Origin of the sequence: Allobosea sp. (assembly GCF_051860145.1) — a bacterium.
In the GTDB taxonomy this organism is placed as follows: domain Bacteria; phylum Pseudomonadota; class Alphaproteobacteria; order Rhizobiales; family Beijerinckiaceae; genus Allobosea.
In genome coordinates this window covers 561,245-586,111 of sequence record NZ_JBHYEM010000001.1, presented here as the reverse complement: position 1 = coordinate 586,111, position 24,867 = coordinate 561,245, and the positions used below count along the sequence as shown (strand labels likewise).

General features: G+C 67.2%; 19 protein-coding genes. 8 read left to right on the top strand and 11 right to left on the bottom strand.

Going from position 1 to position 24,867, the window contains the following annotated elements; genetic code table 11:
• The first annotated feature begins 166 nt into the window (after nt 1-166).
• The 3 genes from ACTIF2_RS02670 to ACTIF2_RS02660 are packed head-to-tail and all read left to right on the top strand — an operon-like array spanning nt 167 to nt 3,615.
• Nucleotides 167-1,624 (top strand): CpaF family protein, encoded by a 1,458-nt coding sequence (locus ACTIF2_RS02670; protein ID WP_439495468.1) that lies wholly within the window; start codon nt 167-169, stop codon nt 1,622-1,624.
• Nucleotides 1,625-1,650: 26 nt separating this feature from the next.
• Nucleotides 1,651-2,628, top strand: a complete 978-nt coding sequence (locus ACTIF2_RS02665) for a type II secretion system F family protein (protein ID WP_439495467.1) — start codon at nt 1,651-1,653, stop codon at nt 2,626-2,628.
• 9 nt (nt 2,629-2,637) lie between these two features.
• Complete coding sequence (locus tag ACTIF2_RS02660; protein WP_439495466.1) at nt 2,638-3,615, top strand: type II secretion system F family protein; 978 nt, start codon at nt 2,638-2,640, stop codon at nt 3,613-3,615.
• Nucleotides 3,616-3,694: 79 nt separating this feature from the next.
• Here the strand turns inward: ACTIF2_RS02660 and ACTIF2_RS02655 are convergent, their stop codons facing one another.
• From ACTIF2_RS02655 to ACTIF2_RS02640, 4 genes are all read right to left on the bottom strand, one after another.
• Nucleotides 3,695-5,389 carry a dihydroxyacetone kinase family protein gene (locus ACTIF2_RS02655; RefSeq protein ID WP_439495465.1) on the bottom strand — a complete coding sequence of 565 codons (1,695 nt, stop codon included), beginning with the start codon at nt 5,387-5,389 and terminating at the stop codon, nt 3,695-3,697.
• Nucleotides 5,390-5,459: 70 nt separating this feature from the next.
• Entirely contained in the window at nt 5,460-6,194 is a 735-nt protein-coding gene (locus ACTIF2_RS02650) for a DUF1028 domain-containing protein (protein WP_439495464.1), read from the bottom strand.
• Nucleotides 6,195-6,216: 22 nt separating this feature from the next.
• Nucleotides 6,217-6,918 (bottom strand): DUF1028 domain-containing protein, encoded by a 702-nt coding sequence (locus ACTIF2_RS02645; RefSeq protein WP_439495463.1) that lies wholly within the window; start codon nt 6,916-6,918, stop codon nt 6,217-6,219.
• Nucleotides 6,915-7,394 (bottom strand): hypothetical protein, encoded by a 480-nt coding sequence (locus ACTIF2_RS02640; protein ID WP_439495462.1) that lies wholly within the window; start codon nt 7,392-7,394, stop codon nt 6,915-6,917. The genes ACTIF2_RS02645 and ACTIF2_RS02640 overlap by 4 nt, the downstream gene beginning before the upstream one ends.
• A 317-nt stretch (nt 7,395-7,711) precedes the next feature.
• Here ACTIF2_RS02640 and ACTIF2_RS02635 point away from each other — a divergent pair, with 317 nt between their 5' ends.
• Genes ACTIF2_RS02635 through ACTIF2_RS02615 form a run of 5 tightly spaced genes read left to right on the top strand, consistent with a single transcriptional unit; the run spans nt 7,712 to nt 16,305 of the window.
• Nucleotides 7,712-8,842, top strand: coding sequence for an ABC transporter substrate-binding protein (locus ACTIF2_RS02635; RefSeq protein WP_439495461.1), 1,131 nt, complete (start codon nt 7,712-7,714; stop codon nt 8,840-8,842).
• 42 nt (nt 8,843-8,884) lie between these two features.
• Nucleotides 8,885-10,759, top strand: coding sequence for an ABC transporter permease (locus tag ACTIF2_RS02630; protein WP_439495460.1), 1,875 nt, complete (start codon nt 8,885-8,887; stop codon nt 10,757-10,759).
• Complete coding sequence (locus ACTIF2_RS02625) at nt 10,759-12,441, top strand: ATP-binding cassette domain-containing protein (RefSeq protein WP_439495459.1); 1,683 nt, start codon at nt 10,759-10,761, stop codon at nt 12,439-12,441. The genes ACTIF2_RS02630 and ACTIF2_RS02625 overlap by 1 nt, the downstream gene beginning before the upstream one ends.
• Nucleotides 12,442-12,480: 39 nt before the next feature.
• Nucleotides 12,481-14,562 (top strand): hydantoinase/oxoprolinase family protein, encoded by a 2,082-nt coding sequence (locus ACTIF2_RS02620; RefSeq protein WP_439495458.1) that lies wholly within the window; start codon nt 12,481-12,483, stop codon nt 14,560-14,562.
• Nucleotides 14,563-14,571: 9 nt separating this feature from the next.
• Nucleotides 14,572-16,305, top strand: coding sequence for a hydantoinase B/oxoprolinase family protein (locus ACTIF2_RS02615; RefSeq protein ID WP_439495457.1), 1,734 nt, complete (start codon nt 14,572-14,574; stop codon nt 16,303-16,305).
• Nucleotides 16,306-16,463: 158 nt separating this feature from the next.
• On the opposite strand, the gene ACTIF2_RS02610 is transcribed toward ACTIF2_RS02615, so the two are convergent.
• The 7 genes from ACTIF2_RS02610 to ACTIF2_RS02580 are packed head-to-tail and all read right to left on the bottom strand — an operon-like array spanning nt 16,464 to nt 24,775.
• Nucleotides 16,464-17,363 (bottom strand): ABC transporter permease, encoded by a 900-nt coding sequence (locus ACTIF2_RS02610; protein ID WP_439495456.1) that lies wholly within the window; start codon nt 17,361-17,363, stop codon nt 16,464-16,466.
• Between the two features lies 1 nt (nt 17,364).
• The gene (locus tag ACTIF2_RS02605; protein ID WP_439495455.1) at nt 17,365-18,333 is read right to left on the bottom strand and encodes an ABC transporter permease; all 969 of its coding nucleotides are present in this window, start codon (nt 18,331-18,333) and stop codon (nt 17,365-17,367) included.
• Nucleotides 18,334-18,379: 46 nt separating this feature from the next.
• Complete coding sequence (locus ACTIF2_RS02600; RefSeq protein ID WP_439495454.1) at nt 18,380-19,957, bottom strand: ABC transporter substrate-binding protein; 1,578 nt, start codon at nt 19,955-19,957, stop codon at nt 18,380-18,382.
• 43 nt (nt 19,958-20,000) lie between these two features.
• A complete protein-coding gene (ggt, locus tag ACTIF2_RS02595) occupies nt 20,001-21,608 on the bottom strand; it encodes a gamma-glutamyltransferase (protein ID WP_439495453.1) in 1,608 nt (535 codons plus the stop codon).
• A gap of 13 nt (nt 21,609-21,621) precedes the next feature.
• A complete protein-coding gene (locus ACTIF2_RS02590) occupies nt 21,622-23,025 on the bottom strand; it encodes a dipeptidase (protein ID WP_439495452.1) in 1,404 nt (467 codons plus the stop codon).
• A complete protein-coding gene (locus tag ACTIF2_RS02585) occupies nt 23,022-23,402 on the bottom strand; it encodes an AtuA-related protein (RefSeq protein WP_439495451.1) in 381 nt (126 codons plus the stop codon). The genes ACTIF2_RS02590 and ACTIF2_RS02585 overlap by 4 nt, the downstream gene beginning before the upstream one ends.
• A complete protein-coding gene (locus tag ACTIF2_RS02580; protein ID WP_439495450.1) occupies nt 23,399-24,775 on the bottom strand; it encodes an acyclic terpene utilization AtuA family protein in 1,377 nt (458 codons plus the stop codon). The genes ACTIF2_RS02585 and ACTIF2_RS02580 overlap by 4 nt, the downstream gene beginning before the upstream one ends.
• Nucleotides 24,776-24,867 lie beyond the last annotated feature (92 nt).

Sequence of the window (24,867 nt, the reverse complement as noted above, 5' to 3'; positions counted from 1 at the left end):
CTGAAAGCTGAATCCGTCTCTCACTAAAGAGCTAGAGCAGGATCGATGCGAAAAACCGGTTCCCACTTTTTCGCATCCTGCTCTAGAGCCGTGAGCGGCGCCCGTTCGAGGACCTGTTCGCCCCGGTCGGCCGGATGGCCGGCCGCGGCCGCGAAAGAGGGATGAGATGTTCGGAAAGCGATCCACCGGCGCAGCCACGACGCCGGCTCTGAACCTGAAGGCTCCGGCTCCGGCAGCTCGTCCGCCGGGACAGTCCGCGCCTGCGCCCGAGGCACGCCGCCCGGTCCAGGTGCCGGTGGCGGCGATGGCGCCCGTCGAGACGCCGAAATCCGACGAATACTACCAGATGAAGAGCATGATCTTCGGGGCTCTGATCGAGGCGATCGACCTCTCTCAGCTCGCGAAGCTCGACGGCGAATCGGCGCGCGAGGAAATCCGCGACATCATCAACGAGATCATCTCGCTGAAGAACGTCGTGCTCTCCATCGCCGAGCAGGAGGAACTGCTCGACGACATCTGCAACGACGTCCTCGGCTACGGCCCGCTCGAGCCGCTGCTGGCGCGCGACGACATCGCCGACATCATGGTCAACGGCGCCTCACGCACCTTCATCGAAGTCGCCGGCAAGATCACGCTGACCAATATCCGCTTCCGCGACAACGCCCAGCTGATGAACATCTGCCAGCGCATCGTCAGCCAGGTCGGCCGGCGCGTCGACGAGAGCTCGCCGATCTGCGACGCCCGCCTCGCCGACGGCTCGCGCGTCAACGTCATTGCCCCGCCGCTCGCGATCGATGGGCCGGCGCTGACCATCCGCAAATTCAAGAAGGACAAGCTGACGCTCGATCAGCTCGTCCGCTTCGGCGCGATCTCGCCGCCCGGGGCCGAGATCCTGAAGATCATCGGCAAGGTCCGCTGCAACATCGTCATTTCGGGCGGTACCGGCTCGGGCAAGACGACGCTGCTCAACTGCCTGACCAACTATATCGAGCTCGACGAGCGGGTGATCACCTGCGAGGACGCGGCCGAGCTGCAGCTCCAGCAGCCGCATGTCGTGCGTCTCGAGACCCGCCCGCCCAATCTCGAGGGCACCGGTGCGGTCACCATGCGCGACCTCGTCAAGAACTGCCTGCGCATGCGCCCGGAGCGCATCATCGTCGGAGAGGTGCGCGGACCGGAGGCCTTCGACCTGCTGCAGGCGATGAACACCGGCCATGACGGCTCGATGGGCACGCTCCATGCCAATACGCCGCGCGAATGTCTCAGCCGTATCGAATCGATGATCACCATGGGCGGCTTCAGCCTGCCGTCGAAGACGCTGCGCGAGATGATCTGCTCCTCGGTCGACGTCATCATCCAGGCCCAGCGCATGCGCGACGGCTCGCGCCGCATCACCCACATCACCGAGGTGATGGGGATGGAGGGCGAGGTCATCATCACCCAGGACCTGATGCATTACGAAGTGCTCGGCGAGGACGCTGCCGGCAAGCTCATCGGCCGCCATCGCTCGACCGGCATCGGCCGGCCGCGCTTCTGGGAGCGGGCTCGCTATTTCGGCGAGGAGCAGCGGCTCGCCGCCGCGATCGACCAGCTCGAGTCCTCGGACGAAGCCAACGCGGCCTGACGGGGGAACATGATCGGACCTGTGCCATGGATCTGAGCTTCATCGCGGTCGTCGCCCTGGCGACGCTCGCGGCCGGCGGCGTGGTCTATGCGCTGTTCTATCCGATGCTGAGCGGCCAGGCCCGGGCCGAGAAGCGCCGCAAGGAATTTGCGGCTCCGGTCGCGGCCCGGATGGTCGACCGCGAGGCGTTGGCGCGGCAGAAGCGCGGCCAGATCGCCCAGAGCCTCAAGGAGATCGAGGCTCGCGAGAACGCCCGCAACAAGGTCACGCTCGAGATCCAGTTCCTGCAGGCCGGCCTGAACTGGGACCGCCGCAAGTTCTACATCGTCAGCGCAATCACGGGCCTGGTCACCGGCATCCTGTTCTTCGTTGCGACCGGCAACCTGATATTGCTGGCCGTCGGCCTGTTCATCGGCGGCTTTGGACTGCCGCGCTGGTTCCTGTCGCGGGCGCGGACGAAGCGGCTCAAGAAGTTCGGCAACGAATTCCCCAATGCGCTCGACGTCATCGTGCGCGGCATCAGGTCGGGCCTGCCGCTCAATGACTGCCTGCGCATCATCGCCTCGGAAGCAGCCGAACCCGTGCGCACCGAATTCCGGCTGATCATCGAGAGCCAGGGGCTCGGCCTGCCGCTGACCGAGGCGGCCTCCAAGCTCTATGAGCGCATGCCCTGCGCAGAGGCCAATTTCTTCGGCATCGTGCTGGCGATCCAGCAGAAGACCGGCGGCAATCTCTCGGAAACGCTCGGCAATCTTTCGAAGGTCATTCGCGAGCGCCGCAAGATGCGCGACAAGATCCAGGCGGTCTCGATGGAGGCCAAGGCCTCGGCGGCGATCATCGGCGCGCTGCCGCCGGTCGTCGCGATCCTCGTCTATCTCACCAGCCCGAAATATATCGAGCTGCTCTGGATCACCCAGACCGGCAAGGTCGCGCTCGTCGCCTGCGCCGTCTGGATGCTGATCGGCATCATGGTCATGCGCAAGATGATCAACTTCAACATCTGAGGCGGCTGCATGATCACCCTCATCGCCGACAAGCTCGCCGACAGCCAGTTCCTGCTCGCGCTGCTCGCCGCGGTCGCGGCTGCGGCGACGGTGCTGACGCTCGCGATGCCGCTTCTCGAGGGCGACACGCTCGGCAAGCGCATGAAGAACGTCGCGACCGAGCGCGACAAGATCCGCGCGCGTGAGCGCGAGCGGCTCAACCGGCAGAATGACCGGGTCTCGCTGCGCCAGGAGCCGAAGGAGTTCATGAAGCGCATCGTCGAGCGCTTCAAGCTCGGCGACTGGCTCGGCACCGAGACCGCCAAGAAGCAGCTCGTCATGGCGGGCTATCGCGGCCAGCAGGCCGAGATCGGCTTTCTGTTCTTCCGCCTCGTGGTGCCGATCGGGCTCTTCCTGTTCACGCTGCTCTACGTCTTCTTCATCAAGACCTTCGGACAGCCTCCGATCGTGCGTGTCGGCATGGCGATCGGCGGCGCCTATCTCGGCATCAAGGCGCCCGAGATCTTCCTCTCGAACCAGATATCGAAGCGCCAGGCCTCGATGCGGCAGGCCTTCCCCGACGCGCTCGACCTGCTGCTGATCTGCGTCGAATCCGGCATGTCGATCGAGCATGCCTTCCGCAAGGTCTCGACCGAGATCGGCGGCCAGTCCGTGCCGCTCGCCGAGGAATTCGCGCTGTGCACGGCCGAGCTCTCCTATCTGAGCGAGCGCCGCCAGGCTTACGAGAACCTCGCCCAGCGCACCGGGCTTGAAGGCGTCAAATCGGTGTCGACGGCGCTGATCCAGGCCGAGCGCTACGGTACGCCGCTCGGCACGGCGCTGCGCACGCTCGCGCAGGAGAGCCGCGACCAGCGCATGATGGAAGCCGAGAAGAAGGCCGCAGCCCTGCCGCCGAAGCTGACCGTGCCGATGATCCTGTTCTTCCTGCCGGTCCTGTTCGTGGTGATCATGACCCCGGCGCTGATCCAGGTGATGAAGCTGAAATAGCTGCGCTCGCCGGTGTTGTTGTGTCGGATCTCATCGGAGATGAGACTGTCTCACTCGCAGTGAGACTCGTGCCCTCGGGCTAGCGACGAGCAAGCGTTCCCAACCATATCGAAACCGCGGCGGCTCCGCCGTCCGGCGCGCCGAGCGCGCGCTCGCCAAGATAGCTCGCTCGCCCGAGCCGCGGCCTCATCGTGGCGGTGGCCTCCGCGCCGGCCTGCGCAGCTTCGGCCGCCAGGCTCCAGGCCTGGGACGGAGGCAGGCCGTGCCGCGCCGCCTCCGCCAGGGCCTGCGCAGCCGGCAGGAGAGCGTCGAGCATCGTCCGGTCGCCGGCGCGTGCGCCGCCGAGTTCGGAAACCGCGTCGGCACCCTTGGAGAATGCATCGGCCCAGTCGGCGAGGCCGGTGCTCGGCCCCTCGGCCAGCCGACGTGCGGCGCGCAAGAGCCCGACCGCGTAGAACGGCCCGGAGCTGCCGCCGATGGCACGCCGCAACTGCCCGGCGAGAAGCGCCAGGACGGCGGCTGAGCTATCGGACCGGTCTACCGTGCAACAGGTCCGGATCGCGGCGGCAGCCCGGCTCATGCTGACGCCGAGATCGCCGTCGCCGGCCTTGCTGTCGAGCTCGGTCAGATAGGGCTCGGCCGCTTCCAGCGCCGTCGCGCAGGCGAGCGCGGCGCTTCGCACCACGGCGCCCAGGCTGTCGGCCGACGCCACGATCTCATCGGCTGCCGCCACCTCGTCTGCGCCGACGAGGCTCAGCGTCTGTGGAATGATGCCGGCGCCGGGCCAGGCCGGGGCTGCGGCAGCGTGATCGAGGAGGGCGAGCCTGGCGTCGTCGACCGCCATCACCGACAGCGAAAAGCCCGGCATTTCGAGCGCGCTCAGCAAGGTGCCGGCCCAGGCCCGCTCGACGATCAGCCCTTGCTCGCGCAGGCGGGCAAGGGCGCGCCGCGTGATGACGGCGAGCTCCATCTGCGTCGTCCCGCCGAGATTGTTGACGAGCAGCGCAATGCGCGTACCGGCACCGTGAGCGCCTTCACTGACGATGATCTCGAGCATCCGGTCGGTGATCGCGTCGGCGGTGGCGATCTGCTGCCGCGAGACGCCGGCCTCGCCATGGATGCCGAGGCCGAACTCGATCTCGTCCTCGCCGAGCGTGAAGCCGGGGACGCCGACCGCCGGGATGGTGCAGGCCCCCAGCGCCACGCCCATGGTGCCCGTGGCCGCCGCCGCGGCCCGCGCCGCCGCGGCGATCACCGCCAGTGATCGGCCCTGTTCGGCAAGGGCCCCGGCGATCTTGTGGACCAGGACGGTGCCGGCGATGCCGCGGCGCCGCTCCTTCGGCACGGTGTCGCGCAACGCGACATCGTCCGCGACGACGACGATCTCGGTCGGGATGCCGCCGGCCCGCGCAATCTCCGCCGCCAGGCCGAAATTGAGACGGTCGCCCGTGTAGTTCTTGACGATGAGGAGCGCCCCCGCCGGCCCGGCGACGGCGCGAATGGCGGCCAGCACGGCATCGACGGAGGGCGAGGTGAAGACGTCCCCCGAGACGGCGGCGTGCAGCATGCCCGCCCCGACATAGCCGGCATGGGCCGGCTCATGGCCGGCGCCGCCGCCGGAGATCACGGCGACATGGCGGCTGTTGGGCTCCGAAAGGTCACTGCGCAGCACGACGTCGTGGTTCGCCAGCAAGGCAAGCCCGGGATGCAGCGCGACGAGCCCTTCGAGCATCTCCCTGACGACCTTGCGGGGATCGTTGATCAGCTTCTTCACGATATCCTCCCCTGCGGGCGAGCCGGCCGCGGTGGCCGTCAGCTGCCCTCGCGGGCAGCGATTCCGGCTGTCACGGCAATCCTGCCGCGACCTCCGCGCCGCGGGAAGCCGTCATGTCGAGATACTGTGCATAGGAGACATCGGGATGGTCGAGCCAATAGTCGGCGTAATACGGCACGAGCGGCTGGTAGGCGTCGAAGACGCGGCGCAGGTCGCGCACCGCGTCGCCGCCATCCGCCGGCAGCGGGTTGGCCATGTCGATCCGCAGGTCGATCAGCGGCCTCTCGACCGCGGGGGCGCAGACGATGAGGCCGGCGGATTTGTGTCCGATCAACTCGCCGCCCGCGGCCGCTCCGGCCTCGATCGCCCGCACCAGCCGCTCGAAGAATGGCACCGCCGCGTTCGCGATGAAGGCGTCGTGGATCGCGTCGACGACCGCGGAGCCGGCGAGCCCATTGCCCATCGCGACGAAGCCCTCGCCGAGGCGATGGCCGGTATAGGCTTTCCCCTTCGACGGGCTGTACGCGGCCGCCCGGCCGTCGGCCGTGACGATGCCGACCTGGCGGTAATCGAAGAAGCGGTCCTTCTGCCGCATCGCGGCGAGAATCTCCTCGGGAGACCAGCCCTTGGCGGCGAGCTCGAGGCCGACCAGCCCATGGCGCCAGTCCGAATGGCATTGCGAGGAGATCGCCGCCACGCCGCCGCGTACATGCGGGCAGCGCGAGGCGACGCCGAGCGGACTGGTGGCGAGGCAGACGCCGAGCAACTCGGTGTCTGGGCAACGGGCAACGATGGTGAACGTCATGCTTTCAATCTCCCGGCTGAGGTCAGAAGGCGCGCGGCGCCACCGAGCGGGCGGCGTAGATGTCGACCAGCGGCAAATACTCGTCGTAGAGGCGGCGCAGATCGGCCAGCGCGTCGCCCCCTTCGTCGACCGGGCGCCTCGGCAGGTCGACGCGCAGGTCGATCTGGCTCTCCGCGCCGGGCGAGCGCACGAGAAGCGAGGTGGAATTGATCGGAAAGCTGCCGCCGAGCAGGCGCGCGGCGCTCTCCAGCCCGGTGAGTAGACGACCGGCCATCGTAGCTCCCGGCGGCGCGCCGGCGAAACCTTCAGCCAGGGCATCGAGCGTCGCCTCGCCCCGGGTCAGTCCATTGCCGAGGCAAAGCAGATTCTCGCTGATGCGGTGCCCGGCCCAGCCGGTCGCCTGGCTGCCCGTATGCGCGCCGATCTGCCCGTCGGCGGTCAGGATGCCGATCTGGCGATAGTCGAGCCAGCGGTCGTGCTGGCGCAATGCCTCCAGCACCTCGGCCGCCGTCAACCCGCAGCGGACGAGATCCAGCGCCAGCGGCCCGACTTTGAGATTGGTGAAGCCCTGGCTCGCGACCGCGGCGCGCGCCGTTTCCAAGTGGGGGCAGCGCGAGCCGATCGCGATCGAGCTTGATGCCAGCGCGATACCGAGCGTGCCGTCGCCCGGATCGCGCGCGAGCAGGCTGAGCATCGTGCCGCGATGGGTGAGGTCAATGTTCATGCGGCCCGGCCGGCCTGCTGGAAGCGGGCTTCGTCGACGAAGCTCTCGATCGCGCTTTCGGCGAGGCGCCGGATCAGGGTTTCCAAGCGCGCCTGCGCGGCTGGATCGCCGAGATCGGGAAGTGCGATACTCAGGGAGCGATGGGTCGGAGCGTAAACCTCGGCGGCGCGCTCGGGATGAGCTTCGACATAAGCCTCGAGAAAGATCCGCTCCTCCTCCGCTGTCAGCTCCGCCAGCTTCACGATGGCCCGGACCTGGCCGCTCGGAATCGCGAGATCATAGGCCGGGCTGGTGATCTGCGTCACGAAGCTGCGCGTATGGCCAAGCGCTTCGGCGATCGTCTGACGCGCGCCAGGCCCTCGCCGTTTCAGGAAGGCCTGGAGCAGCAGCTTGTAGCGCCGGACGGGCATCAGCTCGTCGAACAGCTCGAAATCTCTGGCCGTCGAAGCGGCCGCCTTCTTGGGTCTCGTCATCATCCGACCAAACGTCATTCCCCGGCGCCGATCAAGTAAAATGTTTAGTTGAAGGACGCGCAGTGGGTATCTTCTGACGATGGGGCCGTGGCTGAAAAATGGGCTCACGCGCTCATTTTCGCAGCATCACATCGCGGGAGGCTCATGCGTTTCATATTTTTTGATCGAGAATTTTCCGTTTAAATTCATGTGGATATGAAAATTATTGGCGATGGTCTCAGGGTGATTGCGGATTGGTGGTCGATTTTTCCGCTTGCCGTCGAACAAGTTTAGTCAATAAACTTTCCATCGATGGCTCACATTGCCCTGGGAGGGGTCACATGAAGGGTTCTGGATTCTTGATCGGCGCGGCCATAGCGGTCGCGCTGAACGCGGGGGCGCATGTCGCGGCGAAAGCGGCCGAGCCGATCGTCATCGGGCTGTTCGGGCCGATGTCGGGCGAGCGGTCCGCGCTCGGTGCCCGCTTCAAAGAGGCGGCGACCATGTTCGCCGACGACCTCAACCAGGCCGGCGGCATCGCCGGTCGCTCGATCGAGATCAAGATCGAGGACAGCCGCGGCAATCCGCGCGAGGCGGCGACGCTCGCCCAGAAGTTCGCGCAGGACCCGGCGGTGCTCGCCGTGGTCGGCGGCCAGACCTCGACGGAGTCGATGGCGGCCGGGCCGATCCTGGCGGAGGCCAAGCTGGCGCAGGTGGCGCCGACGGCGGGCCATCCGGACTACGTCAAGATCAGCCCCTACCAGTTCCGCACCACGCCGACGCACGCCTCCATGGTGCAGCCGCATGTCGACATGCTGATGAAGAAGCTCGGCATGAAGAAGATCGCGATCGTCTACTTCAAGGACGATTGGGGCATGGTGACCAACACCATGATGAGCAAGCGCCTGAAGGAGCTCGGTGCCGAGGTCGTCCTCTCGGAGGCGATGATCCCCGAGACGCGCGACTTCCGCCCGTTGATCACCAAGATCAGGGCGGCCGCGCCGGACGGCGTCTTCCTCGTCAGCCACTATGCGGAATCGGCGCTGTTCATGCAGCAGCTGCGCCAGGCCGATCCGAAGCTGAAGGTCGCCGGCACCGACACGCTCAACGATCCCAAGTTCATCGAGCTCGCATCCGGCGCCGCCGAGGGCGTGGTGATGCCCACGCCCTTCCTGGCCTCGGCGCCGGAAGCGGTGAAGTTCGCCAAGGCCTATGAAGCGAAATTCGGCAAGGAACCGAACTATTATTCGGCCTTCACCTGGGACGCGATGCTGATCGTCACCAGCGCGATGAAGGACCTGGCGGCCGCCGGCAAGCCGATCACCCGGCAGGCGGTGCGCGACCAGATCGCCGCGGCCGCGCCGCTCAAGGGGGTGAGCGGCAGCCTGAAATACGAAGGCTCGGGCGACCTCGGCGAGCGGCAGATCAACTACATCGTCGTCAAGGGCAAGGGCTACGAGCCCTTCAACTGAGCCGCCGTCAACCGGTCCGGTCTCGGAAGGGGTGCCGCAATCATGGTCGAATTCCTCAGCCAGGTCCTGAACGGGCTGGTGATCGGGAACGTGTACGCGCTCGTCGCCATCGGCTTCTCGCTGATCTTCGGCGTGACCAACCTGATCAATTTCGCTCAGGGCTCGCTCCTGATGCTCGGCGCCTTCTTCGCCTATACCGGCGTGCGCCTTGGCCTGCCGCTGATGGCGGCGGCGCTCGCCTCCATCGCGCTCACCACCGCGATCGGCATGCTGATCGAGCGGGTAGCGCTGCGCCCGCTCGAGAACGCGCCCTGGATCGCGCCGCTGCTCTCGACGCTCGCGATCACCTTCATGCTCGACCAGGCGGCCGAGATCATCTGGACGCCGGAAGCGCATCCGTTCCCGAACCCGCTGTCGAGCTACAGCCTGGTGATCGGCGCCGCCTATGTCACCGGCATGGATGCGGCGATCCTGGCGATCTCGCTCGCCGCGATGGTCTCGCTTTATCTTTTCCTGACGCGCAGTTGGGCCGGCCGGGCGCTGCGGGCGATGTCGCAGGACATGGACGCCGTGCGCCAGATGGGTGTGCGCACCGACCGGCTGCGCCTGCTCGCCTTCGGACTCGGCGCCGCGCTCGCCGCCGTCGCGGGCGTCATGGTCGCGATGTACTATCAGACCGTCTATCCGCAGATGGGCGTGCCTTTCGGCCTGAAGGGCTTCACCGCGGCCTTGCTCGGCGGGCTTGCCAGCATTCCCGGCGCCGTCGTCGGTGGGCTGCTGCTCGGCGTGCTCGAAGCGCTCGCTGTCGGCTATGTCGGCGAAGGCTTTCGCGACATGGTCGCCTTCGGCATCCTGCTGGTGATCCTGACCTTCCGTCCGCAGGGTCTGCTTGGCGACAAGCGGCTCGATGCGCTCGGCGGTTCGCGCGGCGCCTCCGGCGTGATGCCATCGACCAGTATCCTGATCGGCCAGGGCGGCCAGCCGCTGCCGCAGACCAGGCTGTTCGACTTGCCATACCCGCTGCTGGCGCTCGCGGTCGTGGCCTGCGTCGCACTGCCCTTGCTGCCGGTCTCGGCCTATGTCGTCCAGGTCGGCCTGCAGGTGGCGATCTTCGCCCTGCTCGCCGTCGGGCTCACCATGCTCTCCGGCGCAGCCGGGATCATGTTCCTCGGCTTCTCGGGCTTCTTCGGCGTCGGCGCCTATGCCGCGGCGCTGGCCGCAAAGCAGGGCGCGCCGGCCGATCTCGCTCTGATCGCCGCCGCGCTCCTTTGCGCCGCGCTCGCCGGCCTCGTCGGCCTGGTCTGTGCCGGGCTCACCGGCCATGTCGTCGGGCTGGCGACGCTCGCCGTCGGCGTCCTGATCTGGCTCATCCTGCTCAACTGGACAGAGGTGACCGGCGGCCCCAACGGTGTCTTCGGCATCCCCCGCCCGTCGCTGTCCTTCCTGCCCGACATGCCGATGATCTCGGTCTCGGCGCAGTACTGGCTGGCCCTGGCGCTGCTCGCCCTCGCGATCCTGGCGGTCGGCCGCCTGCTGGCCTCGCCGGTCGGGCTGAGCTGGCGCGCCATCCGCGAGGACCGTGTCGCCGCCCATGCCGCGGGCCTGCCGGTCCGGCGCTATCTCGTCACCGCCTTCGTGCTGGCCGGCGCCTGCGCCGGGCTGGCGGGTGGCCTCTTCGCCTTCCTGCAGCGCTTCATCAGCCCCGACAGTTTCCGGCTCGACACCTCCTTCCTGATGGTCGCGATCATCGTGCTGGGCGGGCTCGGCAACCTCACCGGCGCGCTGCTCGGCGCCGCCGCCCTGATCGTCCTGCCCGAGGTCCTGCGCGAGGCGGCGGAGTATCGGATGATCCTGTTCGGGGCGGTCCTCTACCTCACGTTGCGGTTCCGGCCGCAGGGCATCGCAGGAGTCCGCTGATGCACGGGATGCGCAATCCGCGACCTGCCACCGGGCTCGCCCTTGCGGGGCTCGAGGTCAGTTTCGGCGGTCTCAAGGCGGTCGGGGGCATCGACCTTGCCGTCGCGCCCGGGGAGTTCGTCGGAATCGTCGGACCCAACGGCGCCGGCAAGTCGACGCTGATCCAGACCGTCACCGGCTTTGTCCGGCCGAGTGGCGGGTCCATCGTCTTCAACGACGAGCGTCTGGACGGACGGGCCCCGGAGGACATTGCGGCGCTCGGCGTCGCGCGGACCTTCCAGACCAGCCGCGTCTTTCCGGCCCTGACGATCGCCGAGAGCGTGCGGGTCGGCCTCCAGCGGGCGCTGATCGGCGGCGGGCGGGTGCCCAGCCGCTTCGGGCGGATCGCCGAGCCGCTCGGCGCCGTCCTCGGCCTCGGCGGCTATCGCGCCGCGGCGCGCCAGGCGGACGAGAAGGTCGAGGAAATCCTCCAATTGTTCGGCGAGCGGCTCTGGCCGCGCCGGGACCGGCCGACACACAGCCTCTCCTATGCCAATCGCCGACGGCTCGACATCGCGCGGGCACTGGCGACGTCGCCGGACCTGCTCCTGCTCGACGAACCGACCGCGGGCATGAACCCGACCGAGAGCCACGAGCTCGCCGATCTCTTGCTCGACGTCCGGCGCCGTTTCCCGGCCATGGCGATCGTCATGGTCGAGCACAAGCTCGACATCGTCCGCAAGCTGACGCAGCGCACGATCGTCATGGCGCAGGGCAAGGTTCTCGTCGACGACGAACCCGACCGTGCCTTCGCTGATCCCGGGGTCGCGGCGGCTTATCTCGGCCAGGGCGGCGGCGCTCGCAGCCATGTCGTGGTCAAGGGACATATCGACCACCAGCCGGAGGCGCCGATGCCCGGCCCGCCCGAGAGCCCGGCCATCGAGCTCAAGGGGGTCGATGTCTTCTATGGCTCGGTCCAGGCGCTGTTCGGCGTCTCGCTGCAGGTCGGCCGCGGCGAGGCCGTCGCGGTGCTCGGCGGCAACGCCTCCGGCAAGTCGACCGCGATCAAGACCGTCCTGCGCCTCGTCACGCCGCGCAAGGGCGAGATCCTGCTCTATGGCGAGCCGCTCACGGCGCGCAGCACGGCGGAGGTGATCGGCCAGGGCATCGCCTCGATCCCGGAAGGGCGGCGGATGTTCGCCGAGCTCACCGTCCGCGACAATATGCTGATGGGCGCCTATGCGCGCCGCAGCGCGCCGCGCCAGCAGCTGGAGCGCGACATTGAGGCCGCGATCGCGGAGTTCCCCTGGCTCGGCAAGCGTCTCGACCAGCTTGCCGGCACGCTCTCGGGCGGTGAGCAGCAGATGGTCGCCATGGCGCGCGCCTGGCTGCGCAAGCCGCAGATCCTGTGCATCGACGAGCCGTCCATGGGGCTGTCGCCGCTGATGGTCGACCGCGTCTACGAGATCCTCGCGCGCTGGAAGTCGCAAGGGCTCACCATCCTGATGGTCGAGCAGAGCGCCAACAAGGCGCTCGAGCTGGTCGACCGCGCCTATGTGCTGCGCAACGGCATCGTCACCATGGAAGGGCCGGCTGGGGCGCTGCGCGAGAACCCGGCCGTCCGCGAGGCCTATCTCGGCGGCGACCATGCTTCGGCATCGACCCCCGCTTCATCGGGCCTTGCGCCCGCCTCCGCTCACTGATCCGGCGCAGAAGCCGTTCCACCCCAGGAGTTCGTCACGATGGGCTTGCGTGTAGGCGTCGATATCGGCGGCACATTCACCGACTTCGCGGTGCTCGATCCCGACACCGGCCAGTTCGAGATCGGCAAGGTGCTCAGCACCCCGGCCGATCCGGCCGAGGCCGTAATCAAGGGGTTGAAGGCCCGCATGGCCCAGAGCGGCCGGCAGATGGGCGAGATCGAGGAGGTGGTCCACGCCACCACGATCGCGACCAACACCGTGATCCAGCGCAAGGGCCCGTCCACCGCGCTGATCACGACCAAGGGCTTTCGCGACGTCATCCTGATCGGCCGCCAGAAGCGCTACGAGCTCTATGACAATATGGCGGGTCGGCCGGCGCCGCTGGTTCCGCGCGACCTCGTCTTCGAGGTCGCCGAGCGTATGCTCTGGACCGGCGAGGTCGAGACCGCGCTCGACGAGGCAGGAGCGCGCGCCGTCGCCCGCGTCCTGGCGGAGCGGGGCGTGGTCGCGGTCGCGATCTGCTTCCTGCACGCCTACGCCAACCCTGCGCATGAACGGCGCGTCGCCGAGATCCTGCGCGAGGAAGCGCCGGAGCTGATGGTCTCGATCTCCAGCGAGGTCTCGCCGCTCTACCGCGAGTTCGAGCGCACCAGCACCACGGTGATGAACGCCTATGTCATGCCCGGCGTCGCGAGCTATGTGGAGCGGCTCGACCGGCAGCTGCGCGCGCTCGGGACGAAGGCACCCATGCTGATCATGCAGTCGAACGGCGGCGTCGCCACCGCCGAGACGGTGAAGCGCTTCCCGATCCGCATCATCGAGAGCGGCCCGGCCGCCGGGGTGCTGACGGCGGCGCGCTTCGCTCCCGCCGCCGGCACCGACAACCTGATCTCGTTCGACATGGGCGGCACCACCGCCAAGCTTTGCCTGGTCGAGAACGGCAAGCCGCTGCTGACCAGCCAGTTCGAGGTGGACATGACCCATCTCAAGAAGGGCAGCGGCCTGCCGGTCAGCATCCCGGCTGTCGACCTGATCGAGATCGGCTCCGGCGGCGGCAGCATCGCCAAGGTCGAGCTCGGCGCCATCTCGGTGGGGCCCGAGAGCGCGGGCTCGGTGCCGGGACCCGCATGCTATGGCCGCGGCGGCCGGCGGCCGACCGTCACCGACGCCGATCTCGTGCTCGGCTACCTCAACCCGGACTATTTCCTCGGCGGCGAGATGAAGCTCGACTCCGAGGCGGCGCTGACGGCGATCGAGAGCGAGGTCGCCGTCCCGCTCGGCATCGACGCGATGCAGGCGGCCTGGGGCATCCACGAGATCGTCACCGCGCAGATGGCACAAGCCGCCCGCGCCGTGACGATCAACTGCGGCAAGGACCCACGCCTGTTCGCGCTGGTGCCGTTCGGCGGCGCCGGGCCGGTGCATGGCACGCGGCTGGCGCGCATGCTGGGCTGCCCCAAGGTGGTGTTCCCGCGGGCAGCCGGCGTCGAATCCGCCGTCGGGCTGCTGATGGCCGAAACCTCGCTCGACCTCGCCCGTACCCAGGTGATGAACCTCGATGACGGGGCGATCGCCGCGATCAACGCTCTCTATGCCGATCTCGAGGCGCAGGCGCGCCGCCAGCTCGACGAGGCTGGCGTCCCGCGAGACCGGCAGAGCTTCTCGGCCAGCTGCGACATGCGCTTCGCCGGGCAGGGCTTCGAGATCGCCGTCGACCTGCCCACCTATCCTTACGCCGCCGCCGATCTGGCGAGGTTGCGCAAGGCGTTCCACGACGCTTATGCCAAGACCTATGGCGATCGCACCTTCGATCCCGACTGGACGATCGTCGCGGTCCACTGGCGCCTGCGCGCCATCGCCACCGGCAAGACGCTGGCGATGGACACGCTCCCGGCACTGCCCGGCGGGGTCGGGCGCGCCAAGCGCGGCCAGCGCCAGGTCTGGTTCCCCGAGACCGACGGCTTCGCGCTCTGCCCCGTCTATGACCGTTACCGCCTGAGCGCCGGCGACGTCGTCACCGGGCCGGCCATCGTCGAGGAACGGGAGTCGACCATCGTCCTGCCGCCCGGCAGCGAAAGCACTGTCGATTCCCACGGCAATCTCGTCACTACGCTTAGCTGAGGATAAGCCATGAGCACGATTGATCCGGTCACCTTCTCGGTGGTCTGGGGTGGCCTTCTCTCCACCGCCGCCGAAATGGGCAGCACGCTGCTGCGCACAGCCTATTCGATGACTGTCCGAGAGGGCTCCGACTTCTCGACCGGCGTCTTCGACGCCGAGGGCGACATGATCGCCCAGGGCGATTACAGCCCTGGCCATCTCGGCTCGATGGCCTTCACCGTGCGCCGGATGCTCGACTATTACCCCGAGGGCTCGCTCGGACCGGGTGATGCGGTGATCTGCAACGATCCGACCATCGGCTCGGGCCATCTGCCAGACATCTTCATGGTGACGCCGGTCTTCCACGACGGGGCGTTGATCGGCTACGCGGTCAACATCGCCCACCATATCGATGTCGGCGGCAGCGCCCCGGGCAGCGAGGAGGTCGTCGGCGTCAGCGAGACCTGCCAGGAAGGCATCAAGCTGATGCCGGTGCTGCTCTACAAGGCCGGCGAACCGATCAAGGAGATCCTGCGGATCATCGAGGGCAATGTCCGCATCAAGGACGTGCTCGGTGACCTGCACGCGCAATATGCCGCGAACATGACCGGCGTCGCCCGCATGCAGGCGCTCGCCCGGCAGTACGGGCCCGAGCAGCTCGCCGCCTGCATGCGCGAGATCGTCGCCCGCAGCCGCGGCGCGATGGTCGAGGCGATCGCCGAGCTGCCGAAGGGCACCTACCGTTTCGAGGATGTGCTCGACGATGTCGGGCCCGACACCGAGCCGGTGCCGTTCAAGCTCGCGCTCACCGTCGAGGACGGCCGCATCATCTGCGACTGGGAGGGCACCGGGCCGCAGCGGCCGGCGGGCATCAACGCTTACATGCAATATACCCGGTCCTACTGCATTGCTGCGATCAAGGCGGTGACGCTGCCGCGCTCACCGCAGAATTTCGGCATCATCAGCTGCATCGAGATCCGGGCGCCCAAGGGCAGCTACGTCAATCCCAACCCGGGCGCGGCGAGCGGCGCGCGCGCTGTCAACGCCAACCGCATCTACGAAGTGGTGATGGGCGCACTCGCCCAGATCGTACCCGATCGCGTCATTGCCGCGAGCTCCGGCTTCTGCAATCCGAAAGTCAGCGGCACGCTCAGCCCCCATACCGGCAAGCCGTTCCTCGCCTGGATGACCGCGATCGGCGGCGTCGGCGCCCATCGCCATCGCGACGGGCAGGAGGCGACGACCTCGCCGACCAATGGCACCAACACGCCGGTCGAGGTCCAGGAAATGAACGCCCCCGTCTTCGTCGAGCGGATGGAGCTGATCCCGGACACTGCCGGTGCCGGCCAGTTCCGCGGCGGCATGGCCGTCCGCAAGGACGTCCGGCTGCTGGCGGATGTCGGCCTCGTCACGAATCTCGGCGACCGCTACGTCAATGCGCCCTATGGGCTGGAAGGCGGGTTGCCGGGCTCGCGGGCCGCGACGATCCTCAATCCGGGCCAGCCCGGCGAGCGCAGCCTGCACTCCAAGGGTACCTATCCGCTCCGCAAGGGGGATGTGCTCAGCATGCGCACGGCCGGAGCCGGCGGTTTTGGCGATCCGGCAAAACGTGACCCCAAGGCTGTGCTGCGAGACGTGCGGCAGGGCCTGGTCTCGGTCCGCGCGGCACGGAACACCTATAAGATCGTGCTCAGCGAGGATAGCGCCGACATTGACTCGAGCGAGACTTTTAAAGTGCGCTCGGCGTCGCTGGTGCCGCTCTAACATCTGGTCATTCAACTGGCCGCATACGTGCGGCCAGAGAACATCGATAACGCTGAAACGGGCAGAACCCACAGGCCGATCCTATCAGTCGTCGGCGATGTCTGCATTGTGGCAAAATTCGACCGGGTCGGGCGCCGCTGCCTCGTTCGACCGTCGCATCAATCCGCGTTGCGGGGATTGAGCACATCCCGCAGCCTGTCTCCGATCAGGTTGATGGCGACGACCGTGATCAGCAGCGCGATCCCCGGATAGAAGCTGATCCAGAACTTGCCCGACAGCATATGCTGGTAGCCGTTGGAGATGAGAAGGCCCAGGCTGGGCTCGGTTACGGGCACGCCAAGTCCCAGGAAGGAGAGCGTCGCCTCGAGCGCTATGGCGCGCGCAATCTGGACGGTGACGATCACCATCAGCGGCGGCAGGCAGTTCGGCAGCAGATGGCGGAACAGCACGCGCAGTGTCGAGGAGCCATAGGAGAGCGCCGCCTCCACATATTCCTTGCGCCGCTGGACCAGCGCGCTGGCACGGGCTGTCCGCGCATAGACCGCCCACTCCACGATGACGAGCGCGAGAATGACGTTCCCCACGCCCTTGCCGAGAAAGGCCAGTATCATCAGAGCGACGAGGATGGCTGGAAACGACAATTGCAGATCAACCAGCCGCATGATCGCGTTGTCCGTGCGTCCGCCGGCGTAGGCCGCGAGCAGACCGAGCGTCGTTCCGATGGCCGCTGCTGCGACCGCAGAACTGAAACCCACCAGCAACGAGATGCGAAGCCCGTAAAGGATGGCGGAGAGCATGTCCCGACCCTGCTCATCGGTTCCCAGCCAATAGGTCATGCCGCTTGCCGCCTTCGACCCCGGCGGCAGCTGCCCGTCCATGATGTCCAGTTGCATGAGGTCGTAGGGGTTCTGCGGCGCGATCCACGGCGCAAGCAGCGCCAATGAAACGATGCAGACCAGGAGCACCAGGCCGAGCATGGCCGTATTGGAGTTCGCAAACGCGCGCAGGGCTCGCTGCAGCGGCGTGCGGGGTGCTGCAGCCGACGGGATTGCGGACATCTCAGTTCTCCAGCCGCACGCGCGGATCGAGCACGGTGTAAAGAAGGTCGACGATGAGGTTGATCAGCACGAAGAGCACGACGATGACCATCAGGTAGGCCACGATCATCGGCCGATCGAGGAGATGGATGCTCTCGATGATCAGCTTGCCCATCCCCGGCCAGGAAAAGATGGTCTCGGTGACGACCGAGAAAGCGATGACCGAGCCGAATTCGAGCCCCACGATCGTGATGACCGGAATGAGCGTGTTCTTCAGGACATGGGTGCGAATGACCGACCCTTCGGACAACCCCTTGGCCCGCGCCGTGCGGACATAATCCTGCGGCACGACCTCGCGGGTCTCGGCCCGCACCAGCCGCATCACGAGCGAGATCTTGAAGAGCGCCAGATTGAGCGCGGGCAGGATGAGATGCCGCAGGCCATCGGCCGTCAGGAACGACCACTGGACGCCCAATAGCTCCGCCGTCTGGCCGCGTCCTCCCGCCGGTAGCCAGCCCAGTTGGACGGAGAACAGCATGATCATCACGAGGCCGACCCAGAAGGTCGGAAGCGAGAATCCGAGGATGGAGCCCGCCATCAGGGCCTTGGCGGTGGCAGAGTTGGGCCTGACCCCGGCATAGAGACCGAGCGGGAGACCGATCAGCACGGCCAGCAGCATGGCGGCGACGGCCAGTTCCAGAGTCGCCGGCATGCGCTGCAGGATGACGGACAGCGCCGGCTCGCTGAACACGAAGCTCCGCCCGAGATCACCGCGCAACGCGCCTGCCAGGAACGAGGCGTATTGCTCCCAGAGCGGGCGATCGAGGCCGAACGCGGCAATGACGCGCAGGCGCTCCTCGTAAGTGGCGTCCGGGGGCAGGAGTACTGCTACCGGGTCACCGATCACGTTCACGCCGATGAAGACGATGACGGTCATTGCGAGCACGACCGCCACCGCCTGGGCCACACGCTTGGCAAGCCAGCTGATCATGGGACTTTCCTGTCAGCGGCGGGCTCCGGGGAGCCCGCCGGCGATGTCACTTTGCGGGATGCGCATCCATGGCCAGCGTGCGTTCGTCACGGCGGGCGTCGATGCTGATGCCTTTGCGCGTCACCCAGGCATTGTCGAGGACGTAGAGCGGGATGATCGGCAAGGTGCGGGCGAAGGTTTCCGTCGCAGCGACGAACAGCGCCTCGCGCTTGTCGTCGTCGATGGTCGCGAGAGCGTCCACGATCTGCTTGTCGAGGGCCGGGTCGCTGTAGCGGCCATAGTTGAAGACGCCGAGACCGCGAGACGGGGTGTTGGTGGCGACGACGTTCGACAGGAGATAGCCGGCCTCGCCCGTCGGGCTGCCCCAACCCCAGAGGCCGATGCCGAATTCCTGCTTGCCGCCGCGGCTGGCATAGGAGCTCCAGGGCAGTGTTTCGACCGCCGTCTTCACGCCGATGCGCGTCCACATCTGCGCGATCGCCTGCGTCGTCGCTGCGTCATTCGGATAGCGGTCGTTCGGCGAGAACAATGTCACCTTGAAGCCGTCGGGGAAGCCGGCTTCTGCGAGCAGCGCCTTGGCCTTGTTCGGGTCGTAAGCCGGGACCGGGACGTTCTTGGCGTAGGAATAGGTGCCGGGCGGCAGCCACTGTCCCGTGGGGCGAGCCGTCTTCTGCATGATGCGGTCGGCCAGGCCCTCCCGGTTGATGGCGATGGAAAGCGCCTGCCTGACCTTGACGTCCTGGAGCGGGTTCTTCGTGAAGGGCTTGCCGTCATTCGTCGTCACCGTCACGGCGACCGGTTCCTGCGAATTCAGGGCGAGATAGATGACGCGCAGGCCGTCGGTCGCCGAGACGCTGACCCGCTGGTCGGCTCTCAGCTTCTCAAGGTCGCCGGCCGGCGGCGTGTCGATGACGTCCACGTCGCCCGCCAGGACCGAGGCCACGCGCGCGCCGGCATTGGTGATCATCCGCAGCGTGACCTTATCCCAGGGCTGCTTCGGCCCCCACCAGGCATCGTTGCGCGTGAGCTCGACGCGATCGCCCGGCGTGTAGCTGACGAACTTGTACGGCCCGGTGCCGATCACGGCCTTTCCGGTGTTGTAGCCCTCCGTCGTCGCCCCTTCGCCGACATGGCGCGAGATGATCGGCACGAAGGCGAGCTCCCGCGGCAGGTTCGGGGCGGGTTCGCCGGTGTCGATGCGCAGGGTCAGCGGATCGACCACCTCGACCTTCTTCACCGCCCGCAGGAAGCCACCGAATCCGCCGGGGCTGTTCGGCACGTTGCGGGCGCGCTCATAGGTGAAGGCGACATCGTCCGCCGTGAACGGCTTGCCGTCGTGCCAGGTCACGCCCGGCCGCAGCTTGAACTCCCAGACGGTGTCGGAGACGGTCTTCCAGCTCAGGGCGAGGCCGGGCTTCAGGCTGACATCCGGCGCGCGGTCGACGAGACGGTCGAAGACATGCATCGCGACCGAGTGGTTCGGCGTCGCGTTGTAGAAATGCGGGTCCATCGAGGTGAAGGCGCCGCCGATGGCGATCCGCAGCGGCTCTGCCTGAGCCAGGCCCAAGCCTGATCCCGACCAGACGACGCCGGCGACGAGCAGCCCGCGCATGAAGTGTTTCATCGGTTATCCCCTTCCGTTTTCTAGGATTTCACGGTCGCCGGGCTCAGCCCCGGAGCCACATGCCGTCGCGTTGCGGATCGGCACCGGCCGACAGCCGCCCGCCGTCATTCAAAACGGCGTGCAGGGCCGCGAAGGCGAAGCCCTGATAGGAGCGGGCCACGCGATAGCCGTCGCGCTCCAGTTCGGCGGCGACGTAGCGCGGAATGCGGTTGGAGATGTCGATCGTGTTGCTCGTCACGCTGATCCGTGGCGCGGCGACGGCCTCGAAGATTGCCATGCCGAAATCGACGACATTGCTGATGCCCTGCGCCATCGCCGGCAGGATCGCCGTGCCGCCGGGCGCTCCGATGACGATGAAGGTCCGGTCGTCCCGGAAGACGATGCTCGGCATCTGCGAGCTCGTCCGGCCCTTGTTGGGCGCCAGCGATCCGGGTCGGCCGGGCCGTGGATCGAAGGCGCTCATCAGGCCGTTATACATGAAGCCGAGGCCGTCGCTGATGACGCCGCTCGGGATGTTCAGCGTGTGGGTGAGGGTGACGGCGTTCCCGTCCTTGTCGATGACGCAGACCTGCGTCGTGTCCTTGGGCTCCTGCTTCAGCGTCATGCGCTCCAGGGACGCTTTCTCCCCGCGCCGGATGCTGGCGGCGAGCGATGCCGCATAGTCCTTGGACAGAAGCCTATCAACCGGCACCTCGACGAAGTCGGGATCACCGATATGCGTGTCCTTGTCGATGGTGACGCGCTTCAGCGCCTCGGTGAGGATCCGGAGATGCTCGGCTCCATTGTGCTCCAGCGCGCCGATGTCGAAGCCTTCGAGCACATGCAATAGCTGGATCAGCGAAACGCCGCCGCCGGGCGGGCGGACGCTGGCGATCCGGTGATCCCGGTAGCTGCCCCAGACGGGTGCGGAGCGCCGCAGCTCGTATTGCGCCAGATCGTCATAGGAGAGCAGGCCGCCATGGGCTGCCATGTCGGCTGCGATCTGCTCGGCGATCTCGCCGCGGTAGAAGATCTCGGGCCCGGCCGCGGCGATGCGTTCGAGCGTACGGGCGAGATCGGGATTGGCGACGATGTCGCCCGGCCGCTTCAGGCTGCCGTCCTTGCGGTAGTAGATCTCGCGTCCCGTCGCGCTGAAACGCAGCAGCTTCTCGTTTGGCACGCGACCCATGGCCGACTGGTCGAGCGTCATGTAGTAGTGCATGTACGGGCGGATCATGAAGCCGTCCCGTGCATGGGCGATGGCCGGCTGCATGATGTCGACGAGGTCCATCGTGCCGTAGTCGGCCAGTGCCGTCGTGTATCCCTTCAGATTCCCGGGCGATCCGACGGCCTGATAACCGATCTCGTTGACCTGCCCCTCGACGACGAAGGAAAAGCCGTCCGGCGCCTCGCCCAGGACCTTGTCGGCCCACATGTCGGCGCGAACGGCACGCGGGCTGCGCGCGTAGAATTCCAGCACCTCATGCACGCCGCGGCGCGGCATATAGATCTGCATGGAGCCGTAGCCGGCGATGCCGGTCATTTGCGGATCGACGACGCTCTGCACGAAGGCGCAGGCGATCGCGGCATCGATGGCGTTGCCGCCCCGGCGGAGAACCAGTGCTCCCGCTTCGACGGCCTCGGGCTGTGCGGCGACGATCATTCCGGCCATGGCTGCGATCTCCTCATCCGGCCTGTTGGCGGAATGCCGAGGGGCCGAATTGCGCCAGTTCCTGAAGCAGCATCGGCCAGGCCTGCAGGCCCAGCGCGATCGACGGGATGTGGAAGAACTCGTTGGGCGCGTGGACATCCTCGTCCGGCAGGTTGAAGCCGAACATCAGCGTGTCGAGATCCAGCATCTCCTTGAAGATGGCCGTGATCGGCACGGTCGCGCCGAGCCGTACATGGACGGGCTCCTGCCCCGATGTCTTTCGCAGCACGGTGGCCGCGGCTTGCACGAGAGGATGGTCCGCCGCCAGCGTGGACGCGGGCGAGCCGCCGCCGATCGCCTCGAACCCGATCCGAACACCCGGCCGTGCCACGGCAAGGATGTGATCCTTGAGGGCCTGACTGGCCTGTTCGGGATCCTGTCCCGGCGCCAGGCGGATGGTGATCTTGGCGCGGGCCTCGTCCGGGATGACCGTCTTGGAGCCCGCTCCCGTATAGCCGCCCCACATGCCGTTGACGTCGATCGCGGGGCGCAGCGTCAGCCGCTCGCGGATGCTGTAGCCCGGCTCGCCGGCGGCGATGCCGCCCACATCCGCGACGAAGGCCGCCTCGTCGAATGGCAACGCCGCCGTATCGCGCCGGTCGCGCTCCGACAGGGGGCGGACGGCGTCCATCAGGGCCGGGATGGCGATAGCGCCTTGCGCGTCGTGGATGGAGGCGACGATGGCCGCAAGCTCATGCAGCGCATTGCGGACGGAGCCGCCATAGCGGCCGGAATGCAGCTCCTTCTCCGCCGTCCGGACGACGAGCTCGAGCTTGGTCAGGCCGCGCGCGCCGACATTGATCGTCGGCACGGTTGGGCTCGCCCGGCCGCCATCGGCGGAGATCATCGCATCCGCTCGAAGGAGATCGCCATAGCGACGGACGATCTCATGCAGGCTCGGGCTGCCGGTTTCCTCTTCGCCCTCGATGAACAGCTTGATGTTGACCGGGCAGCGCCCATGCACGGCGAGGAAGGCCGCGACGGTCTCGATCGCGATCGTGGTCGAGCCCTTCACATCCGAGGCGCCGCGGGCATAGAGCCGCCCGTCGCGGATCGTCGGCTCGAAGGGGGGCGATTTCCACAGCGGCAGCGGATCCGGCGGCTGCACGTCGTAATGACCGTAGACGATGACGGTCGGCGCATCCGGCGCGCCGAGCCAGGCACCATAGACTGCCGGCTGTCCGCCGCCATCGAGAAGCTGGACGTCGGTCAGGCCGATGCCCTTCAACCAGTCGAGAAGGAAGGCGCGCGTATCCGCCATGCCTTGGGAATAGGCCGGATCGGTACTTACGCTCGGCAGCCTCAGGAAGGCGTCGAGCCGGTCCATCACGGCGGCGTGACGGTGCTTCAGATAGTCGACGACAGGTTCGGCGCTCATGGCGAGCCTCCGGGCATGAGTTCGTGAGAGCGCTTTTCAGCCGGTTCCAGCGCGTCGGCCGGGATCCCGATGGCGGCGGAGAGCAGCAGGAAGGAGAGCGTCTTGCCGTGGCCATCGAGCCCGAGGCTACCGTTGACGCCGCCATCGAGAACCTCGTCGAGCACGAAGTTGAAAGCGTGCAGCTTCGGCAGCTCGTAGCGCCTGACGGCCGTGGGCCTGCGCTCACGGAAGACGCCCGCCACGAAGTCTTCCGTCAGCCGCTCGCGCAAGGGCTCGAAAAATCGCGGCTCGCGGCAGATGACTGCGATGTTGAGCCGGTTGCCCTTGTCGCCGGATCGGGCATGGGCGAGTTGGTAGAGCGAAACAGCGCTGGTCATGCCGTCTCCAGAAGCGAGATCTGCGGGGTGACGAGCTTGCGGTCCACCAGGCAGGACGCGCTGCGCAGCCGCGGGGTCAGGTGCTTGCGAACGCCGCCGCCACCGGCGGGGCCGGCGCAATACAGCGCCTCGACTTCGTCGAGCAGGTATGTTGCCGCAGCCCGGTCGGCCGTCTCCGCCGCGAAACGGACGCGCAGGTCGCCGTCCCCGAAATTCGGGATTTCGGCGTTCAGCAACGAGCCGGCCGTATCGCCAAAGACACTGACGACCCCGATGACATCGGCACGCACCTGCAGGGACGGGTGAAGACGGGCGACGCGCTTCACCACCGTGTCGATGGCCAGGGCGGCGCGGGATTTCGCGTTGGGGCCGGCATAGGAAATCTCGGCTTCGGCCAGCAGGCCACCGTCGAAGCAGATCGTCGCCTTCAGCGTCTCGGGCCGGGCGCGGCCCCGCGCTCCGCTCACCTTGATGCGGTCGGGGCCTATTTCTGCGAGTTCGACCTGCGTCAGATCGAGGATCGCGTCGGGCGTCAGATAAGCCGAGGGATCGTGGATCTCATAGAGGATCTGCTCGGTGACCGTCCGGCGGTCGACGAGCCCGCCCGTCCCAGCCGGCTTGGTGATGATGAAGGTGCCGTCGGGATCGACCTCGGCGATCGGGTAGCCGAGCACGTCCATACCCGGCACGTCCTTGACGCCGGGATCGGCGAAATAGCCGCCCGTCACTTGCGATCCGCACTCGAGGAGATGGCCTGCGAGGATCCCGGCTGCCAACCTGTCCCAGTCGTCATCCGCCCAGCCGAAGCTGTATTTGAGCGGGCCGAGCACCAGGGCCGGATCGGCGACGCGTCCCGTCACGACGACGTCGGCCCCTTCGTTCAGTGCCGCGGCAATCGCATCGGCACCCAGATAGGCATTCGCCGAAATGACGGCGGGTTCGCCCTGCAGCAAGGAACCATCCGTCTCGAGGCGGGCAAAATCGGCCGCCGTCATCATGTCCCGCAGGTCGTCGCCTGCGACCACGGCGATCTTCAGATCGGAGCAGCCGAGTTCAGCAGCCCAGGCCCTTATCTTGGCGGCCGCGCCGAACGGGTTCGCTCCGCCGAAATTCCCGATGATTTTGATGCCCGCAGCCGCGCATGGCGCCAGCGCCGGCCAGAGCAGGCGTCTCAGGGTCGGAACTTCGCCACGCGACGGATCTGCCAGGCGGTCGAGCTGCGCAAGGGCAAGGGTGCGTTCCGCCAGTGTCTCGAAAATCAGGAAGCGTGGTCCGTCATGATGCGCGAGCGCTTCAATCAGAGGACCCGAAGCGTCGGGGCGATCGCCCGCGAAGCCGGCCGCTGCTCCGATCCAAACCTGCTTTGCCACCACTGCGTTCCGCCCTGCCCGCGCAATTCATGGTGCGCGACCGAGGTAACAAACGCCCAGGAGTTAAAATGTCAAATAATGGCTATTAATTTATA

Excerpts from the sequence above, each read along its gene's own strand:
- ACTIF2_RS02670 (WP_439495468.1), top strand. The coding sequence starts at position 167 with ATGTTCGGAAAGCGATCCACCGGCGCAGCCACGACGCCGGCTCTGAAC.
- ACTIF2_RS02665 (WP_439495467.1), top strand. The coding sequence starts at position 1,651 with ATGGATCTGAGCTTCATCGCGGTCGTCGCCCTGGCGACGCTCGCGGCC.
- ACTIF2_RS02660 (WP_439495466.1), top strand. The coding sequence starts at position 2,638 with ATGATCACCCTCATCGCCGACAAGCTCGCCGACAGCCAGTTCCTGCTC.
- ACTIF2_RS02650 (WP_439495464.1), bottom strand. The coding sequence starts at position 6,194 with ATGACGTTCACCATCGTTGCCCGTTGCCCAGACACCGAGTTGCTCGGC.
- ACTIF2_RS02645 (WP_439495463.1), bottom strand. The coding sequence starts at position 6,918 with ATGAACATTGACCTCACCCATCGCGGCACGATGCTCAGCCTGCTCGCG.
- ACTIF2_RS02640 (WP_439495462.1), bottom strand. The coding sequence starts at position 7,394 with ATGATGACGAGACCCAAGAAGGCGGCCGCTTCGACGGCCAGAGATTTC.
- ACTIF2_RS02635 (WP_439495461.1), top strand. The coding sequence starts at position 7,712 with ATGAAGGGTTCTGGATTCTTGATCGGCGCGGCCATAGCGGTCGCGCTG.
- ACTIF2_RS02630 (WP_439495460.1), top strand. The coding sequence starts at position 8,885 with ATGGTCGAATTCCTCAGCCAGGTCCTGAACGGGCTGGTGATCGGGAAC.
- ACTIF2_RS02625 (WP_439495459.1), top strand. The coding sequence starts at position 10,759 with ATGCACGGGATGCGCAATCCGCGACCTGCCACCGGGCTCGCCCTTGCG.
- ACTIF2_RS02620 (WP_439495458.1), top strand. The coding sequence starts at position 12,481 with ATGGGCTTGCGTGTAGGCGTCGATATCGGCGGCACATTCACCGACTTC.
- ACTIF2_RS02615 (WP_439495457.1), top strand. The coding sequence starts at position 14,572 with ATGAGCACGATTGATCCGGTCACCTTCTCGGTGGTCTGGGGTGGCCTT.
- ACTIF2_RS02610 (WP_439495456.1), bottom strand. The coding sequence starts at position 17,363 with ATGTCCGCAATCCCGTCGGCTGCAGCACCCCGCACGCCGCTGCAGCGA.
- ACTIF2_RS02605 (WP_439495455.1), bottom strand. The coding sequence starts at position 18,333 with ATGATCAGCTGGCTTGCCAAGCGTGTGGCCCAGGCGGTGGCGGTCGTG.
- ACTIF2_RS02600 (WP_439495454.1), bottom strand. The coding sequence starts at position 19,957 with ATGAAACACTTCATGCGCGGGCTGCTCGTCGCCGGCGTCGTCTGGTCG.
- ggt (WP_439495453.1), bottom strand. The coding sequence starts at position 21,608 with ATGGCCGGAATGATCGTCGCCGCACAGCCCGAGGCCGTCGAAGCGGGA.
- ACTIF2_RS02590 (WP_439495452.1), bottom strand. The coding sequence starts at position 23,025 with ATGAGCGCCGAACCTGTCGTCGACTATCTGAAGCACCGTCACGCCGCC.
- ACTIF2_RS02585 (WP_439495451.1), bottom strand. The coding sequence starts at position 23,402 with ATGACCAGCGCTGTTTCGCTCTACCAACTCGCCCATGCCCGATCCGGC.